This is a genomic window from Halostagnicola bangensis (genome assembly GCF_054653435.1).
Map to the genome: position 1 here is coordinate 192,962 of NZ_BAAIGG010000003.1, position 15,514 is coordinate 208,475.

The 15,514-nt window shown below is 60.2% G+C and carries 15 protein-coding genes and 3 pseudogenes; 6 read left to right on the forward strand and 12 right to left on the reverse strand.

The window, feature by feature from the left end:
- Window positions 1–133: 133 nt before the first annotated feature.
- The 3 genes from ACYQ14_RS18885 to ACYQ14_RS18895 all read right to left on the reverse strand — a co-directional run bounded on the left by ACYQ14_RS18885 (window position 134) and on the right by ACYQ14_RS18895 (window position 2,985).
- Window positions 134–298, reverse strand: a complete 165-nt coding sequence (locus ACYQ14_RS18885; protein WP_459890423.1) for a hypothetical protein — start codon at window positions 296–298, stop codon at window positions 134–136.
- Window positions 299–1,312: 1,014 nt separating this feature from the next.
- Window positions 1,313–1,717 carry a helix-turn-helix domain-containing protein gene (locus ACYQ14_RS18890; RefSeq protein ID WP_283838933.1) on the reverse strand — a complete coding sequence of 135 codons (405 nt, stop codon included), beginning with the start codon at window positions 1,715–1,717 and terminating at the stop codon, window positions 1,313–1,315.
- A gap of 149 nt (window positions 1,718–1,866) precedes the next feature.
- On the reverse strand, window positions 1,867–2,985 hold the full coding sequence (locus tag ACYQ14_RS18895) for an aminotransferase class V-fold PLP-dependent enzyme (RefSeq protein ID WP_459890425.1): 1,119 nt from the start codon (window positions 2,983–2,985) through the stop codon (window positions 1,867–1,869).
- Between the two features lie 303 nt (window positions 2,986–3,288).
- Here ACYQ14_RS18895 and ACYQ14_RS18900 point away from each other — a divergent pair.
- Window positions 3,289–3,925: pseudogene (locus tag ACYQ14_RS18900) on the forward strand (vitamin K epoxide reductase family protein).
- 97 nt (window positions 3,926–4,022) lie between these two features.
- Here ACYQ14_RS18900 and ACYQ14_RS18905 read toward each other — a convergent pair.
- From ACYQ14_RS18905 to ACYQ14_RS18925, 5 genes are all read right to left on the reverse strand, one after another.
- A complete protein-coding gene (locus ACYQ14_RS18905) occupies window positions 4,023–5,276 on the reverse strand; it encodes a M20 family metallopeptidase (RefSeq protein ID WP_459890427.1) in 1,254 nt (417 codons plus the stop codon).
- Between the two features lie 8 nt (window positions 5,277–5,284).
- Window positions 5,285–5,689 carry a helix-turn-helix domain-containing protein gene (locus ACYQ14_RS18910; protein ID WP_459890729.1) on the reverse strand — a complete coding sequence of 135 codons (405 nt, stop codon included), beginning with the start codon at window positions 5,687–5,689 and terminating at the stop codon, window positions 5,285–5,287.
- Window positions 5,690–5,860: 171 nt separating this feature from the next.
- Window positions 5,861–7,714, reverse strand: coding sequence for a cation:proton antiporter domain-containing protein (locus ACYQ14_RS18915; RefSeq protein ID WP_459890429.1), 1,854 nt, complete (start codon window positions 7,712–7,714; stop codon window positions 5,861–5,863).
- A 73-nt stretch (window positions 7,715–7,787) separates the two neighbouring features.
- Complete coding sequence (locus tag ACYQ14_RS18920) at window positions 7,788–8,813, reverse strand: sulfite exporter TauE/SafE family protein (RefSeq protein WP_459890431.1); 1,026 nt, start codon at window positions 8,811–8,813, stop codon at window positions 7,788–7,790.
- Window positions 8,814–8,963 carry a DUF7512 family protein gene (locus ACYQ14_RS18925; RefSeq protein WP_283839101.1) on the reverse strand — a complete coding sequence of 50 codons (150 nt, stop codon included), beginning with the start codon at window positions 8,961–8,963 and terminating at the stop codon, window positions 8,814–8,816. It lies immediately after the preceding gene.
- Between the two features lie 437 nt (window positions 8,964–9,400).
- Here ACYQ14_RS18925 and ACYQ14_RS18930 point away from each other — a divergent pair, with 437 nt between their 5' ends.
- Both ACYQ14_RS18930 and ACYQ14_RS18935 read left to right on the forward strand, forming a co-directional pair.
- Entirely contained in the window at window positions 9,401–10,237 is an 837-nt protein-coding gene (locus ACYQ14_RS18930; RefSeq protein ID WP_459890433.1) for a universal stress protein, read from the forward strand.
- Window positions 10,238–10,335: 98 nt separating this feature from the next.
- Window positions 10,336–10,681: pseudogene (locus ACYQ14_RS18935) on the forward strand (SHOCT domain-containing protein).
- A gap of 48 nt (window positions 10,682–10,729) precedes the next feature.
- Here the strand turns inward: ACYQ14_RS18935 and ACYQ14_RS18940 are convergent.
- The 3 genes from ACYQ14_RS18940 to ACYQ14_RS18950 all read right to left on the reverse strand — a co-directional run bounded on the left by ACYQ14_RS18940 (window position 10,730) and on the right by ACYQ14_RS18950 (window position 12,621).
- The gene (locus ACYQ14_RS18940) at window positions 10,730–11,077 is read right to left on the reverse strand and encodes a DsrE family protein (RefSeq protein ID WP_459890435.1); all 348 of its coding nucleotides are present in this window, start codon (window positions 11,075–11,077) and stop codon (window positions 10,730–10,732) included.
- A gap of 92 nt (window positions 11,078–11,169) precedes the next feature.
- A complete protein-coding gene (locus tag ACYQ14_RS18945) occupies window positions 11,170–11,601 on the reverse strand; it encodes a PKD domain-containing protein (RefSeq protein ID WP_283838596.1) in 432 nt (143 codons plus the stop codon).
- 288 nt (window positions 11,602–11,889) lie between these two features.
- Entirely contained in the window at window positions 11,890–12,621 is a 732-nt protein-coding gene (locus ACYQ14_RS18950) for a DsbA family protein (protein ID WP_459890437.1), read from the reverse strand.
- A gap of 239 nt (window positions 12,622–12,860) precedes the next feature.
- Between ACYQ14_RS18950 and ACYQ14_RS18955 the strand changes: the two genes are divergently transcribed.
- Both ACYQ14_RS18955 and ACYQ14_RS18960 read left to right on the forward strand, forming a co-directional pair.
- Window positions 12,861–13,409 (forward strand): hypothetical protein, encoded by a 549-nt coding sequence (locus tag ACYQ14_RS18955; protein WP_459890439.1) that lies wholly within the window; start codon window positions 12,861–12,863, stop codon window positions 13,407–13,409.
- Entirely contained in the window at window positions 13,406–13,960 is a 555-nt protein-coding gene (locus ACYQ14_RS18960; protein WP_459890441.1) for a hypothetical protein, read from the forward strand. The genes ACYQ14_RS18955 and ACYQ14_RS18960 overlap by 4 nt, the downstream gene beginning before the upstream one ends.
- 7 nt (window positions 13,961–13,967) lie before the next feature.
- Here the strand turns inward: ACYQ14_RS18960 and ACYQ14_RS18965 are convergent.
- Window positions 13,968–14,614, reverse strand: a pseudogene (locus tag ACYQ14_RS18965) (DUF2270 domain-containing protein).
- Window positions 14,615–14,827: 213 nt separating this feature from the next.
- Here ACYQ14_RS18965 and ACYQ14_RS18970 point away from each other — a divergent pair.
- Window positions 14,828–15,142 (forward strand): thioredoxin family protein, encoded by a 315-nt coding sequence (locus tag ACYQ14_RS18970; RefSeq protein ID WP_459890731.1) that lies wholly within the window; start codon window positions 14,828–14,830, stop codon window positions 15,140–15,142.
- The last annotated feature ends 372 nt before the right edge of the window (window positions 15,143–15,514 follow it).

Sequence of the window (15,514 nt, forward strand, 5' to 3'; positions counted from 1 at the left end):
GTATCTGGACCGGCTGGTGTAGTTCACCGACGACTGGTGATATGCAGTAAACGACGACTCACCACGCAAGATCCAGCGGAGAGTACGAGTGCTGCGGCTCTCCACAAGCGGCCTGCAGAGCGTGACCGCAGTTTTAGCCACCCTCGCAGAGATATTGTCCGACCGCCCGGATGAACGTCCTGGCGGTCACGGCGGGTGGTGAACGAATATTACGGCCCATCCCGACTTTCACCAGATAATCCGTGAGTCGCCAGAGGTTGTACAGCAGTGCTGCGAAGGTGAATGTGAACAGCCGCATACGAGATGTTCTGCTGGATCGGTGGTCTGGTCATCCCAAAACCCTTCAGGAGTGCTGGTCGGTTTGCAAGGCGATCTGCAAGTTCGCACTGTGTGAGGTCATGGGCCGTCTGGTAGATGTAGAGCCGTACCATCGACTCGGTGCTAAAGACTGCTCTGTTCTGGTCGCAGGTATCGGTGAGTTCAGCAACTGGAATCGAGACCCGGTTGAGCAGCCGGCAAAAATTCATCAACATTATTACAAAGTATCTTCGCGTGATAGACGATTGCTCCCGCCACCGCGGGAGCATCGTCGTCTAGCGTTGGGGTCAATTCGTGTGACACAGTAGGTGAAGTTATGAGAACTGATGTGTGTGAATTCTTCAACTGAACTACTCAGAGAATTACTTGTAGACCAGCGGAACTGATGTTCGTATATCGATTATTGTAGGTGTCTAAATAGAATATATGTTATTACTTTGATCGATATACACCGTTCCAAAAACTAGGGTGTGAGTGGACTGGCTAGTTGTCAGCCTTTGTCCCTCCGGTGTTAGCCATGTATGGGTACCAGTTTCGCCCCGGTTTCAATCACCCGTTTGCCTTCCTCCATGGTGAGTAGGAACACGAAATCGGGCGTCTCCGATCGTGGGTACCGACGACACGGACGGAGAGATTGTCGGTTTGCCTCTCCCTCGAGTCGGCGTCGCGAACGAATTAATCGGGTACGTTTCGAGAAGAGGCTACACCCCTGCCAGACTATTGCAGCGCTCTTGTCGGCTAAGGGCCACAGTATTGCTATCTTTAAGCAATTCAAAAGTCGTGGTTTCCGCAGGTAGACCGCCCGGCCCTTGCTCGAGGAATCCGATACGGTCGGAAAACGACGGCTGCACCGGAACCGACGGGCAGCGGTCGGTCTCAGTGAGCGAGTGGGTGACGAATAGCAACCGCGGGTGACGAACGGGAAAACGAGCGCGGAACCGAGCGCAGGTCGGACGGGCTGACGAGTTCAAATTGGTCAGCCGGGAGCGTTCGCTTAGGTTTCGGCAACCGCAGCACTCTCGTCGACGCTCTCGTACTTGTCCTCGAACTCCTGGATGAGCTGGCCCATCTTCGCGTACCAGTCGTTAAGCTTTCGCTGCATATCGTCGGCGATCTGGGACGGATCCGTCGGGTAGTAGACGTGGTAGTAGCCGCCCTGATCGTAGTTGATCTGTTCTTTCTGGATAAATCCGGACTGGAGCAGCCGCTGGATCGAGCGGTAGGCGGTCGATCGCTCACGGTCGACGCCCTCCGCAACCTCGTCGATCGTCAGTGGTTCGTCGCTTTCGACCATCACCCGAAAGCAGTCCTTATCAAGTTGCTTGAGACCGTGAATACACTCTAGCAATCCCTCACATTCCATGTCCTGCTGGAGTTGTTCTGCCATCGAATTAGCCATTATTCTGTTTTGAAGTAGAGACCGTGCAGGTATAAGGGTTATGTGAATATTGCGCAAGTTCGATGAGCACCGGATCTAGCGTTTGAGACCCACGGTTGGATCCAACGATCAAACCGTGACGTCGTTGCTTGGACATCCGATAGTGACTGTTACCAATCGTCGGCAAGCAGGTCGAGAAGCGCGTCGATTTCGGCAGCGGTGTTGACAGCGTGAACCGAGACTCGAATTGCGTTCGGAGACGGAAGCGCCCGGACGACGATCCCCTCGTCACTGAGGCGGCTAACGGTTTCGTCGGGTGCATCGACGTCAATCGTTACGAGGCCCGACTCGGGAGATGCGGGACTGAGTAGACGGTCCTCGGGGACGCCCGACGCGAGTCGACCGGAGAGGTCACGGATTCGGCGTTCGATAGTATCGAGACCGACGTCTGATACTGTGTGGATGGCCTCTCGCAGCGCGACGTGTGGGGCCGGATTCGCAGATCCGATCTCGAAGCGACGAGCACCCGCGGCGAACACTGGTTCGGCCGCCGTAGGCGTGTCGACGCTCCGGTAGCCGACCGCACGCGGTTCGAGCCGGTCGGCGACGTCGGCATCGACGTACAGAAAGCCACTGCCCCAAAGTCCGAGCAGCCACTTGTGGCCGGCGGCGGCGACGACATCCGCGCCCCACTCGGCGACATCCATCGGCAGCTGTCCCGGTACCTGAACGGCGTCGATAAGCGTGAGTGCGCCCGCATCGTGCGCGATGTCGACGAGTTCCGACACCTGGAGTTTCGTCCCGTGAGTCCAGGTGACGGCGCTAAACGAAACGAGTCTCGCATCAGCGACTGCCTCGATGTATGCCTCGTGGTCGAGTCGGCCACCACTGGTCTCGACGGTTCGAACCTCAACGCCCTCACGCTCGAGACGCTTCCAGGGAAGAATCCCGGCCGGGTGCTCGAGGTCGGTACGGACCACGACGTCGCCGGGTTGCCAGTCGATCGCGCCGGCGATCGCGTTGATTCCGGCGGACGTACTCTCTGTAAGGGCGATCTCGTCCGGTTGTGCGCCAATAAATGACGCGACCTGGCTCCTCGTTTCATCAAACTCGCCAAACGCCGTTTCGTAGGGGTCAGCCGAAGCAGGCACGTCGTACTCGTGGCGTTGAACGAAGTCCGTAGCGGCCTCGACTACGTACTTCGGACTCGGTCCGTGTGCACCATAGTTCAGATATGTGGCCTCCTGCAGTGCAGGAATGTCGGCTCGGAGCTCTGTCGGGGTTAGCATCGGATCAACCCCATTGTAGATACGCCCATGTCAAAACGAAGGTGTTGCCCACATAATAGTTTTGGGATTAACACACAATATTAGATCCTGGGGCGATCAACAACGGTAGCTACGATAGTCGAAGCCAGATATTGTATAAGTGGATTTTAGCGACTGTACTGTTGAATTGAAAAGAGTCCCGTACTACAAGATTCCCGATACAGTTCGAATACTGACTTCGCGAGCATTCGTCTCGAATACGTTTCTATAGAATTGGGCAATACACACAACGCATTTGTACCAGCTCTGCTAACGCAGTATTGTATGTCGACCGAAACACAATCGTCGATGGCGTTCGACTACGAGTGGGAGTACTGACCACGAGTAACGACGCTATTTGGCCTATTCGCGTTCGTCGCGATTCTCGGCTGGTTCGTCACAGTCATTCTGACAGCGATCCATCTGTTCGCGATTCCCGCAATCCCAGCCGATGCACCGGTTCAAGGAAGTATCGAAGTGATTACCAGCCCGTGGGCGTACGTCTTCGGAATCCCGCTCGCGACGCTGGGCGGATTCTACTACCTGACGACGATCGGGCTCGCCCTCTGGTGGTTCGACACCCGGCACCCGCTGCTCATCAAGATCCTGACGCCGATCACGGCGAGCGGCGTCGTGTTCTCGACGTACTTCGTCTACCTGCAGCTGGGCGTCATCGGCGAAACCTGCCCGTTCTGCATGGTGTCCGCCGCGGCGACGGTCGTCCTGTTCGCTCTCGAACTGGTGATCGTCCGCCAGAGCACGACCCCGTCGTTGTCCAGCATGGGTAGTGACCTCGGTCGCGTCCTCGAGCGGACGAACTACGCAGTCGTCCTTGTCCCGGTCCTGATGGGACTGGTCACCATCGTAGGTCTGTTTCATAGTGCCCCTGCTCCCGCTGCCAGAAGCCGTCCCATTCGTCTAAACGAAAGGCAGCGCGAGTTTCCCAACCCACTGGGCTCAGGGTGAAGCGCTCTTGTAACGAGATCCGAAAATAGGAGTGTTCAACCAACAAAAGTGAGTTACTCGCCTGCGTACCAACGTGCGAACGCGTCCGGGAGCTGTGCGTACACCGCTGCCGTCGTCTCGAGCACCTCGACCGTCGTGTATTCGTCGCAGGCATGGACTGTATCGGTTCCAACGGCGAACTCGACAGTCGGAACTCCAGCGTTGCGGAGTCGCTTCGCATCGCCACCGCCGGTCGCGCTACGTCGGTAGACTCGGCCGTCGAGAACTGCAGTCGCTGCAGCCGTCGTTGCGTCCACGAGCGGTGACTCGGGCGCTTCGTACGTTCCAACGCTCCAGCTGACGTCGGCGATCGAGACGGTCTCGCCCTCGTTCTCGCGGAGCCACTCCCTGACGTTCTCGAGCATGGCCTCCGTGTCGACGCCTGCCGGAAGCCGCACGTCGAGTTCTGCGCTGGCAAAGCGGGGGACGCTGTTGACGGCTTCCCCGCCCTCGATCGTCCCGAGATTGACGGTCGGCCGGTCGAATAGGCGCCGAGCGACGTCCTCGTCCATCGACGTTCCGTAGTAGTCGATCGACTCCTCGAGAATCGGCGCAACCGGTTCGGGAACTGCGATGGGATAGGCCTCGAGTCGCGCCCGAATCAGCTCGAGGGCGTCCCAGAGCGCATCAATCGCGTTAGTGCCGAGCATCGGCCGCGAGCCGTGGGCCGCTTCACCGGTATCCTCGAGCGTCAACCAGAGGCTGCCCTTGTCGGCGACGGTGATCGACGGGGCATTCAGTGGGCCAGTCGGTTCGCCGATCACGCAGGCGTCGGCCGCGAGCCGATCCGCGTCGAGTACCGTCTGCAGTCCAGCGTCGCCGGCAACTTCCTCATCGCTGACGAACGCAAACTCGAGCGTCACGGGTGGGCGTCGATCGGCCACGACGAAGGCACGGGCGAGTTCGAGCATCGCGGCCACCCCGCCCTTCATGTCCGTCGTCCCTCTCCCGTAGAGGCGATTACCGACGCGCTCGCCAAGTGGGTCGTACGACCAGCCGTCGGGATCGTACGGAACCGTGTCGAGGTGTCCGCTGAACAGCAGGGTCGTCGATCGTTCACCAGGTAGCGTCGCCAGCAGGTTCGGTTTCGTCGGATCGGTCGCCACCCGTTCGGTTTCGAGACCGAGGTCGGTGGTTGTCGATTCGATCCAGTCGACGATTTCGCGGGTGTCGCCTGGGGGATTCGACGTATCGAAGGAGACGAGGTCGAGCGTCGTCTCGATCAGCCGTTCCCGAGGAATTTCGAGCGGACGTTCGTGACTGGACATGGGGTCAGTCAGAACGCCTCATCTGGCGTCGGTTCGTCGACGGAGTCATATTTATCCTCGAACTCCTGGACGAGCTGTCCCATCTTCGCGTACCAGTCGTTGAGTTGGTGTCGCATGTCGGTCGCGACCTGCCCGGGATCCGTCGGGGAGTAGACGTGGTAGTAGCCGCCCTGATCATAGTTGATCTGTTCTTTTTCGAGCAGGCCACGTCCCAGCAATCGCTGGATCGAGCGGTACGCGGTCGAGCGTTCGCGGTCGATCCGGTCGGCGACCTCGTCGATGGTAAACGGGTCGTCGCTCTCGACCATCACGCGGTAGCAATCTCTGTCGAGCGGTTTGAGTCCGTGTAAGCATTCGAGCAGCCCTTCACAGGCTATATCTCGTTTCAGTTGATCGGTTATCGACGGCTGCATAGTCATACTCGAACATAAGCGGCGCACTGGCATAAGATTTGCTCGTATTGCACAATACTGGTTTGGCGAGCACTGAGGACGCTGACCGAAGCTTCCAACTCAGACGGTCGTTTCCGGCGCGACCGCGACGTGAACAGCGGCTGCGTCGGTGTACCGGTACGACATTCCGTATCAGTCGTGGGGATGGAATCGCTTGACGGCGCGATCGACGGCGTCGGTCTGGCCGAGGAATGTCACGCGGTCGCCATCCCGGAGTTCGTGATCGCCCGTCGGGACTTCCGTCGCACCGTCTCGGTGGGTGAGCAATCCGACGATGACACCGTCGGGGATCTCCGCGTTGAGGTCGGCGATCGTCTTCCCGACGAGGTCCGTGGCCGTTACTTCGATCTCCTGGACGTCACCGGTGCGGCCGAGTTCGTTCATCCACGCCGACAGCGACGGCCGTTCGAGAACGTTCTCGAGCGACCACGCGGTCGCCATCGAGAGGTCGATCGCGTGGACGCCGAGCGATTCGAACGCGTCGACGTTGTCGGGCTGGTTGACCCGGGAGGCGACGCTCTCGACGTCGTAGGTCGTCTTCGCGAGCTGGCAGACCAGCAGGTTGACGTCGTCGTCGGGCGTGGTTGCAATGACCGTCTTCGCGTCGTCAGCGCCCGCCTGCTCGAGGATGTCGGCATCAGTGCCGTCGCCCTCGAGCGCGCGAAGGCCGCGTTTGCGGGCCTTTTCGACCGCGTCGGGGTCGAGATCGATCAGTAGTACGTTCTCTCCGTCCTGTTCGAGCCGTTCTGCGAGAGACAGGCCGACCCGTCCCCCGCCGATGATTATGGTGCGCATTGGTGATACCTCAAGGTAGTCCGCGATCTGTCGTGCAAGGCCGGCCTGGAGGACGACCGTCGTGAAGATGATGAGAAAGACGGTCCCGGCGAGCAGCTGGGCCTCCTGTGGCCGGCCGAGCGCCTGCAACTCGACGGCAAACAGCGTCGCGACGCTCGCGGGGATGATTCCGCGCGGGCCGACGGCGCTCAGGAAGAGCCGCTCGTTGTGCGTAAACCGCGCGTCGGTCGTCGAGAGGTAGATGACTGCTGGACGAAGCACCAGCGTGACCGCGACGACGATGGCGAGACCCGCCAGCCCGACCGCGCGGATATCCGCGAAGTCAATCAATGCCGCCAGCGCGACGAAGATAAACGAAAGCACGACGACCGAGAGGTCGTCGAGGAAGTCGATCACGTCCTCGTGGTAGGGGAGGTCGACGTTCCCGAGAACGAAGCCGGCCGTCGCGGCGGCGGCGATGCCCGTTTCACTGGCGATCGTCTCTGCACCGGCATAGGCGACGATGACGCCGGCGAGGACGACCAACCGAGCGTGCAGCGGTGCCGCACAGGGTCTGGACCGTGCGCGATCGAGCACCAGCCAGACGAGACCCGCGACGAGCGCGCCGAACGCGAGACCGACGAACAGCCGCATCGCGAAGTCGCCGACGAGTGCGGCCGGCGTTCCGTTCCCGGCAACGAGGACTTCGAAGACGACGACCACCAGGATCGCCGCCGTGATGTCGTTGATCACGCCCTCGCCCTCGAGGACGGCGGCGACGTGATCCCGGACGGTGACGACCTGGAGGATCGGCCCGATCACAGTTGGGCCAGTTGCGATCAATAGTGCGCCGACCAGTAGGCCGACTTCGAGACTCGTCTCGAGGAAAACGACGACGGCGGCGGCCGTCCCGAGCCAGGTGACCACTGCACCAATGGTGACGAGGCGGGTCAGCGCGGTGGGACTCTCTCGGAGTTTGTCGAGGTGGAGGTGATACCCACCCTCGAAGAGGATGATCGCGACGCTGACGCCGACAACCGCCGAGAGCCCGCCGCCAAACGTCTCCCGCGAGACGAAGCCGAGCACCTCGGGACCGATCGCAACCCCCGCGAAGATCAGGAAGAGGACACTGGGAATCCGTAGCCGGTCCGCGAGGACGCGGGATGCGACGCCGAGTGCGAGCACGAGCGCGACGATCGCGACGAGGCTCACAGCTGGTTGTGGGTGCCCCTCTCGGGCACGGTAGGACGTGGTTCAATACCGAATTGGTACTCCATCACGTTCATCAGTCACCTCTGTCGGTCTCTGGCTGTGCACTCGGATCCGATTTATCGGTCGACTTGACGACCTGGTAGAGGATCATCGATGCGACGGCAAACGACGAACCGACGAGTAGGAAGACGCTCACCAGATCGAGCGCACCCGTTCCGAGCCAGTTCGCCAGTTCCGAGAGGGCAATTCCGGCGCTTGCGAGCACCATCATGATGCCGAAGTAAACGATCACGTCGTCCTCCTCGACAGTCGTCGTCGCCGCGGAGCCGATTCGCGCTCCGAGAGCGCTGCCGACCAGCAGCAAGGAGACGACCGTCAGGTCGACGCTGCCGGACATTCCGTAGGTGAACGTCCCGAACGCGCCCGAGAACAGCCCGGCGAACAGGCTGGTCCCGACCGCGGCCGAAAGCGGCGTCCCGATCAGGTAATAGATCGCGGGCATACGGATGAAGCCACCGCCGACGCCGATCAGGCCCGAAACGAGGCCGACGCTCCCGCCGGCGCCCGAAATCGTCCACAGCGACGCTCGACCGCCGGATGTCAACGAGATCATTGGGGGAACGGTGTACGACTGGATCTTCTGGCCGATCGCCGGAATGTCCTCGTCGTCGACGTCCTCATCCTCGTCGTCCCCGTCGTCGAGCCTAGACGCGCGGCGGAGGAACAGCGCCCCGATCCCCGCCAGCAGGACGACGTACGCAACGCCCGTAACGAGGCCGGCGATCCCGAGCGCCTCAAGGCCGAACACGAGTCGACTGCCGAGTTCGATCCCGATCGAGAGGACGACGAATAGGATCGCACCAAGTTTGTAGTCGACCTGACCGACGTCGTAGTGTTTCAGGACGGCGATGACCGAGGTGCCGAAGTAAAACGCCAGCCCACTCCCAATCGCGACGGAAGCAGGATAGTCGAGGAGCAGCAGCGTCGGCGTGATCAGGAACGAGCCGCCCATCCCGAAGAAGCCGAACAAAACCCCGACCATGAAGCCGAAGCTCACGAACAGCGCCAACAGCACTAGGCTGAGCCCGAATATCTCCATCTATCGTGCGTCCGTAATCGTGTCGATCAGTGGCGTTGCGACTCGCTCGAGGGCGCCGTAGCCGGCGTAGAGGGCGATCGCCTGGATGAGGATGACGCCAACGAGGAGCGTCGCCTGTACCGGTGCGGAGAGGGCTGCGGATTCGATCATTCGTCCGACCCCCCGTTCGCGTTCGATAGTGTACAGATCATGGATTTCTACTCATTACTCTCTATTCGGAGAGTCGGTATAACGCTTTTGGGACTAACGCACAATATTACTATAGAGTATGCGACGGCTATCCAACGAAAATATCTGTGTAAGTTATGAAGATACAGGCGGTTCGCCGACCGGCCGATTCGTGCCGGCACGTCGTGTCGTCCGCATTATCATTTCCGCGCGATAGACATCGCGAAGGCAGTGGATCTCGCGTCGCGAGAGCGTGGGAGCGAACCAGGTGCACGAGCGAACGACCGCGTCCGATCGAGCATCCGGACGGATACAACGAGTCGATGCGTGATCACCCTCGATCATTCCCTATCGCCAATCGAGTTCGGTTGGTATTGGGATACCCAAACAATATTATACTGCCAGTACCTACAGCCGGTATGAAAGCGGTACTCGCCACTGACCTCTCGGCTGCCAGCGAGGCGACCATCGAGAACGAGACCGGCCTCGAGTGTCTCGGACAAATCGGGATCGAGGAGATACATCTCGTGACGGTCATTCCGTCGAACGTCCACAGAGGAATGCCCGGGATCGACTTCGAGAAGCGACGCCGAAAGGCGATCAGGAACTACGAGCGCGTCATCGAACGGGCTGGATTCGATGTCGAGGTACACGTCGTCCGCGGGACGCCCCACCGACGCATTCGAGGCATCGCCGAGACGATCGGCGCGAGTCTCACCGTCGTCGGTTCGCGCGGGAAGAGCCCGCTCGAAAACCGCGTTATCGGCTCGACGGCGCGCAACCTCGCACGAACGACGGAGACCCCGCTGCTCGTCAACCGGATCGAGCGCGAGGCTGACGATCCATCCGTCGTGAGACAACACCTCTTCCAGCGGATGCTGTACGCGACGGACTTCTCCGAAAACGCCGAGCGCGCGTTCGAGGCGTTCTCGTACCTGCGTCACGCAACCCAGGAGGCGACGCTCGTTCACGTCGAGACGCCGAAAGATCCGGGGCTCGCGGAAGATACGGACCCCGAGGCTCGGCTGGCAGAACTGGCCGACCAGCTCGAGAAGTGGGGGATCGAGACGCGAATCGAGGTTCAACAGGGCGATCCTGCAGACGAAATCCTCGCCGTCGAAGACACCGTCGACCCGACGACGATCCTCGTCGGCTCGCGTGGTCACAGTCGGCTTCGTAGACTGCTGCTCGGCAGCGTCTCCGAGGATCTCGTCGCACAGGCGAACGGAAACGTGATGCTCGTCCCACCGGCCTAAATGCCGGCCCAGCCCGTCGCGTCTCGAACCGTAGCGATATTGTGACGGCGTCGAAATTGTGACCGGCATTTATCATGAGGGCGGTCGAATCGCCACGTATGGCCGACGACACGACGCTCCTCCGAACGGTATTGTTCATCGCGGTACTCGTCACACTCGTCCCGCTGGTCCTGATGGCTGTCGCCTTGGCCGATGATGGGGATGTGGGGCGGCGGGCACATGTGGAATGATGGCGCGTGGACTGGCCCGGGAAGGTGGTTAGTTGGCTGGGTCCCCCTCCTGGTACTCCTCGTCGTCGGCTACCTAGTGTACAGGGCTATCGTCCGCTCGACTCGCGCCGAAGATGACCCGGCTCTCGAGGAGCTCCGACTCGCCTACGCCCGCGGCGATATCTCGGACGAAGAGTTCAAGCAACGACGTGAGCGACTACGGCGGGACGAGTGAGTAGCACAAAGAGGTCTGAGCACTGTACTGGATGTCACTCTGCACTTACTAACCGATCGTCAGCACGCGATCAGCCGCCCTCACGATCTCGAGCAGATCCGACATCGTCGACATCGGACAGTACTCGCTTTCCTCGCTGTTGCGAATCTCGAGACACGTTCCACACGCCTGCAGGTCACCACCGACATCGACGAACGCTTCCATTCGGTCACGAACGTCGAATTGGTCATCAGTGATCTCCTCGGCCTCGACGCCTTCTCCCAGCAGGAATACTGACACGTCGTGTCCGTTCTCGACTGCCGTAATACCGAACCGTAGCGCATTCCAGGCGCGTTCGGGATCTGCAGTCTCGAGAACGATTCCGATACTGTCAACTGCCGGTTTCGATTGTTGCATTATAGATATGTATTGTAGTCCCAATAGTATAAACTATTCCCTCCTCCCATCGAGAAAGTGAGTGAAACGAGTTCACGGGAAGAGCTCGGCAATCAGTCCGTCTGAACCTCGATATCTCCGACCTGGGTCGATTCGTGGTACGTACAAATGTACACCGACATCTCTTCAGAGGCAACTACACCCTCGAGGGTCGTCTCTTCGCCTTCTTCGCTGACGTCGTCGCTTTGATAGTCGTCAATGATCTCGTCATCCTCGTCTCGTATCTCTAGATTATGCGTCACGCCGTCGGCATTGATCCACCTGAAGTCGTATTCGTTCCCCTCGATGAGCGTGATAGTTGGATTGTCCTCGCCGTCGATGATACCGGGTTCCAGCCCGGTCCACGCCTCGACATGGCCTTCGAAGTAGAACTCGTCGACATCTTCCCACTCGTCGTCGGCCTCGCCATTATCCGCTCCATCTGGTTCCTCCTCGTCCGTGTCGTTTTCTTCTCCAGGTCCTCCGCATCCTGCCAGTGCTGCCATACTAACTGCGCCACTCGCTCCAAGGAACACACGACGTGTCAGATCATTATACATGGAGATCTCTATCACCAGACGGCCTCATAAACGGCATTAGGCATTAGACAGACTGTCTTTGTGGACCGGACCTGGTATTCCTCTTTGGACGTCATCAGAAACAGCGACCGAACGGAACAGCGACGCGATCGATCCTCCACACAAGTTTCTGACGAGCACCTTCGCTGCAGTAATGGAACGCAAGAATCGACAACCGTTGCACGTCAGTTCGGAACTTCAGCCGTGGACTTCTCGCTACGCTTCTCGTATCTGCTCGAGTGCGTCTGCGAACCGCTCTAGTGGCTGGGCGCCAACTAGCGTCCCAGCCGCCTCCGTTTCCGGGTCGAAGACGACGAACGTCGGTGTCCCGCGGATGTCGAACGCCCTTGCCTGTTCCGCGTCGGCTTCGACCGCATCTTCAAACTCCGAGCGCTCGCCCTTGAGACACGCCTCGAGTTCGGCGGCGTCGACGTCCGGAACCGAGTCGGTGATTTCGAGGAGGCTGTCGGCGCTGGCCCATCCCGAATTGCGCTCGCCCTGTTCGGCGAAGACCGCAGCATGCCAGTCCCAGTAGGCATACGGGTCCGATTCGTGGACCTGCTCCCAGACGCACCTGGAGGCGATAGCGCTGGTCATCGAATCCGGGCCAAAGAAAGGGAGCGTGACGAAGACGAGACGAAGTTCACCGGACTCGACGTACTCCGAGACGAGTTCGGGGAGCGTCTCCCGCTCAAACTGTTCACAGATCGGACACTGGAAGTCGGTCCAGTAGTAGATCTCGATCGGTGCGTCCGAATCGCCCATGATCGGTTTTCCCGCCAGGTCGACGCCGAGTGCTGACGTCTCTTCGCTCGCGTGCATCGTCGGCGAAAGGGAGCTACTGTCGTCGGTATCGTCCGAGCGGGAGAGATAGTAGACACCACCGCCACCGAGCGCGAGGGTCGAACCGGCGAGCACGGCCCGACGGGTCGTTTGATCAAGCGACATTCGTGTTCGGTTGCTGGTTCACATCGCTTCCTCGTAACCGACGCGCCGATTTGCTGAGTCAGCAAAACGGAGGAGTACCTTTGTGGTAATCGTGCGACGAGACACCTACTCGTGGTATCGAGCACGCTCGAGACAGTTCGGAGACGAATCGTGAGTCGCCCGTCCTCGAAGCCCAGTGGCGACCGTCGGTCCGTGAAACCCGTCGGAAGATGTCTGTCCACAAACTGGGTGAAGGTGTTATGAACTGGAACGACTCGACCGCCAGATTTGGCCGGAACCTTTCGGATGCGCTACGGTATCCGTTCGAGTCCTGGCGCGGGACGGTCGGCTTCGTCCTCGTTACGGTCGGCACCTATAGCCTGTTGATACTGAGTACGATGCCGGAGTTCGCGCTGCAACTGTTGGGCGACGGCCTCCACTGGTTCGATTACGTCCTCGTCTCTCTGACGGAGTCCGTCTACCTAACCGACGGCATCACGGGGCTGGCGATTATCGTGTCTTACGCGCTCCTGACCGGCGTTGCCGTCGTCAACGCCGTCGCACAGCTTCGGCTCGTTGGCCTCTCGGGTGCGACGAGTGTATCCGGCATCCTTCCGGGCCTTGTCGCATCCGGCTGTGCGAGCTGTGGGGCAGGTCTGCTCGCCTTCCTCGGGTTTGCCGGCGGACTGACGCTACTGCCGTTCGACGGCACGTTCCTCCAACTCGGGGGTCTCACGCTCTTGTTGTTCTTTCTCGGACGAGCAGGCCATCCCGAACAGTGCGTCGTCTCGCTGGAGGGATCACAGTGACAAGAAGAGGACACCACCGATTACTCGGCGCGAACCGGCGGGCGGTCGTCCGGGGAGCCATCACGTCGATGGGCGTGTTCGCCCTGTTCGGTCTCGTCACCGGACTCGTTCCGAACCCGCTTTTCGTTCGGATGGTGCCACGGACGGGCTTCGATTATCTGTTTCTCACCCTGACCGCACTTCTCGCGGGCGTCTACGTCGCCCAGCGTCTGGCGACTGACGTCCGCAACGCTGGTGACCGTGAGGGCGAGGCAGCCGACCGAGACGACGGCGGCGATTACGATTACGACCTCAATCACGATCATCGCCACGGTGAGAACGGCGAAGCCGATACGGATCGGCTGGCGTTCGGCGGTTTAGTCGGCGGATTTCTGGCGGTCAGCTGTCCAATCTGTAACGCCGTCCTTCTGGCGCTGTTCGGTTCGTCCGCGCTCATGACGTACTTCGATCCTCTGCGGCCCCTGCTCGGTGCGGTCTCGGTCGCACTGCTTGTGGGGTTGATTTACGTTCGCCACCGACGCTCGTGTCCGACGTGTGCGTCATCGGCGTGACCGACGATCAATCCGTGTCTTTCCACTCGCCAGCCTCGACCTCACGAAACTCTCCTTTGGCCTCACGTTCGCGCGGCCAGAACATTACGACGAGTAACGCCGCGTAGAACGTTCCGACGACACCGAGAACGACAGATCCGGGGACCGTTCCGACTGCTGCGGCGGGGAGAGCGGCGTCTGTGACGAACGCCGTCACGCGAAAGAGCCACACGAGACCGGGATGAGCAACAGGGCGAAGTAGATACGTCGAAGTCGATTCGACACGGCCTCGAACATCGTAATCTTGTACGTCGGGTATCGGTAATCTTCCCCCAGTTCGGTTCGCCAATCATCGTGTTCGACCTCCCGTGACGGATCGAGCGCATTCGTGAAGAGATCCTGCTAGAAGAGGCGAACGCGAGAACGGTAGACGTCGTAGTCGCGGTTCCGACGAGCCTCGATCCAGCAAAACAGGCCGACAGCCAGCACGCCGACGAGAATGACGTAATGGGGATTGTCGGGGCTCGAGAACGCCCACGTGAGGATCACAGCCATGATCGTAACGCTCCACGTCGTCGTCTGGTCCAGTCGGGATCGCCAGGTCGTTTCACGATCCAACTCTCCGCGATAGGCGTCGCCAAAGACCGTACTCAACTCTGACGTGTCTTGTCCCATCTCGCACCCCGGATCGGCCGCTGCTCCTCGGTATCGGTGTCGTCAGCCATCGGCCTTCGATCGTCCTTCGGAATGCAACTCAAAATAACGGTGGGCGAGGGAAGATCTTGTTTTTATTGCACAATTCTCAAATAGTCCCGGCACGTAGAAATCTCAATGACTGACACGGTATACGAAACGACTGGTGTTGCAGAGAACGCACCGTAGACGCCGATTCAGCTGAACGACGCGGCCGAGTACGACGACCTGCTCGAGGCCCACGATCTCGTGCTCCTCGAGTTCGTCACGTCCGGGTGTGGTATCTGTGCGTCCAGGGGGCCGGTGCTCAGTGTAGTCGCATGGAGCGCCCCAGGTGCGGTGGTGACGGTAAACGCCGGGCTCGTTCCGGACCTCGCCGACGAGTTCACCGTACGACGCGTCCCGACGTTCGTCGTCCTAAAAGACGGCGAGGAAGTCGACCGACTCGATGACGGCTTCCAGTCCGCAGACACGCTCGTCGACGTCCTCGAAACGCACGCTGAAGAGTGATGACGACGGCTCGCTTGAATTACTCGCATGCCGAACAGCCCGCCCGCCAGCGGACGACGAATCCGATGACTCCCAGCGTCAGCACCGTCACGATGATCTGTCCGAGGCCGGCGCCTAGTCCAGCCGCGGCGCCACCGCCTGCCAGCCCAACAGCGCCAGGAGCAAGCGCCAGACAGCAGAGGCTCGCCGCGCCTGCAAGGCCGAATAGCGACCGTCGTGACGCAGTCTTTGAATCCATTCGGGCACTCTATGTGGATGACACGGATAGACATTGTGGACCGGAATCGAACGAACGTCGTGGCAACGTCGAGCGACGGATCATATGGAAATTGGTCTCCAATCATCCCCAGAACGAGGCGTTACCGAGACAGT

Excerpts from the sequence above, each read along its gene's own strand:
- ACYQ14_RS18950 (WP_459890437.1), bottom strand. The coding sequence starts at position 12,621 with ATGTCGCTTGATCAAACGACCCGTCGGGCCGTGCTCGCCGGTTCGACC.
- ACYQ14_RS18890 (WP_283838933.1), bottom strand. The coding sequence starts at position 1,717 with ATGGCTAATTCGATGGCAGAACAACTCCAGCAGGACATGGAATGTGAG.
- ACYQ14_RS18955 (WP_459890439.1), top strand. The coding sequence starts at position 12,861 with ATGAACTGGAACGACTCGACCGCCAGATTTGGCCGGAACCTTTCGGAT.
- ACYQ14_RS18930 (WP_459890433.1), top strand. The coding sequence starts at position 9,401 with ATGAAAGCGGTACTCGCCACTGACCTCTCGGCTGCCAGCGAGGCGACC.
- ACYQ14_RS18925 (WP_283839101.1), bottom strand. The coding sequence starts at position 8,963 with ATGATCGAATCCGCAGCCCTCTCCGCACCGGTACAGGCGACGCTCCTC.
- ACYQ14_RS18940 (WP_459890435.1), bottom strand. The coding sequence starts at position 11,077 with ATGCAACAATCGAAACCGGCAGTTGACAGTATCGGAATCGTTCTCGAG.
- ACYQ14_RS18895 (WP_459890425.1), bottom strand. The coding sequence starts at position 2,985 with ATGCTAACCCCGACAGAGCTCCGAGCCGACATTCCTGCACTGCAGGAG.
- ACYQ14_RS18945 (WP_283838596.1), bottom strand. The coding sequence starts at position 11,601 with ATGGCAGCACTGGCAGGATGCGGAGGACCTGGAGAAGAAAACGACACG.
- ACYQ14_RS18885 (WP_459890423.1), bottom strand. The coding sequence starts at position 298 with ATGCGGCTGTTCACATTCACCTTCGCAGCACTGCTGTACAACCTCTGG.
- ACYQ14_RS18905 (WP_459890427.1), bottom strand. The coding sequence starts at position 5,276 with ATGTCCAGTCACGAACGTCCGCTCGAAATTCCTCGGGAACGGCTGATC.
- ACYQ14_RS18910 (WP_459890729.1), bottom strand. The coding sequence starts at position 5,689 with ATGCAGCCGTCGATAACCGATCAACTGAAACGAGATATAGCCTGTGAA.
- ACYQ14_RS18920 (WP_459890431.1), bottom strand. The coding sequence starts at position 8,813 with ATGGAGATATTCGGGCTCAGCCTAGTGCTGTTGGCGCTGTTCGTGAGC.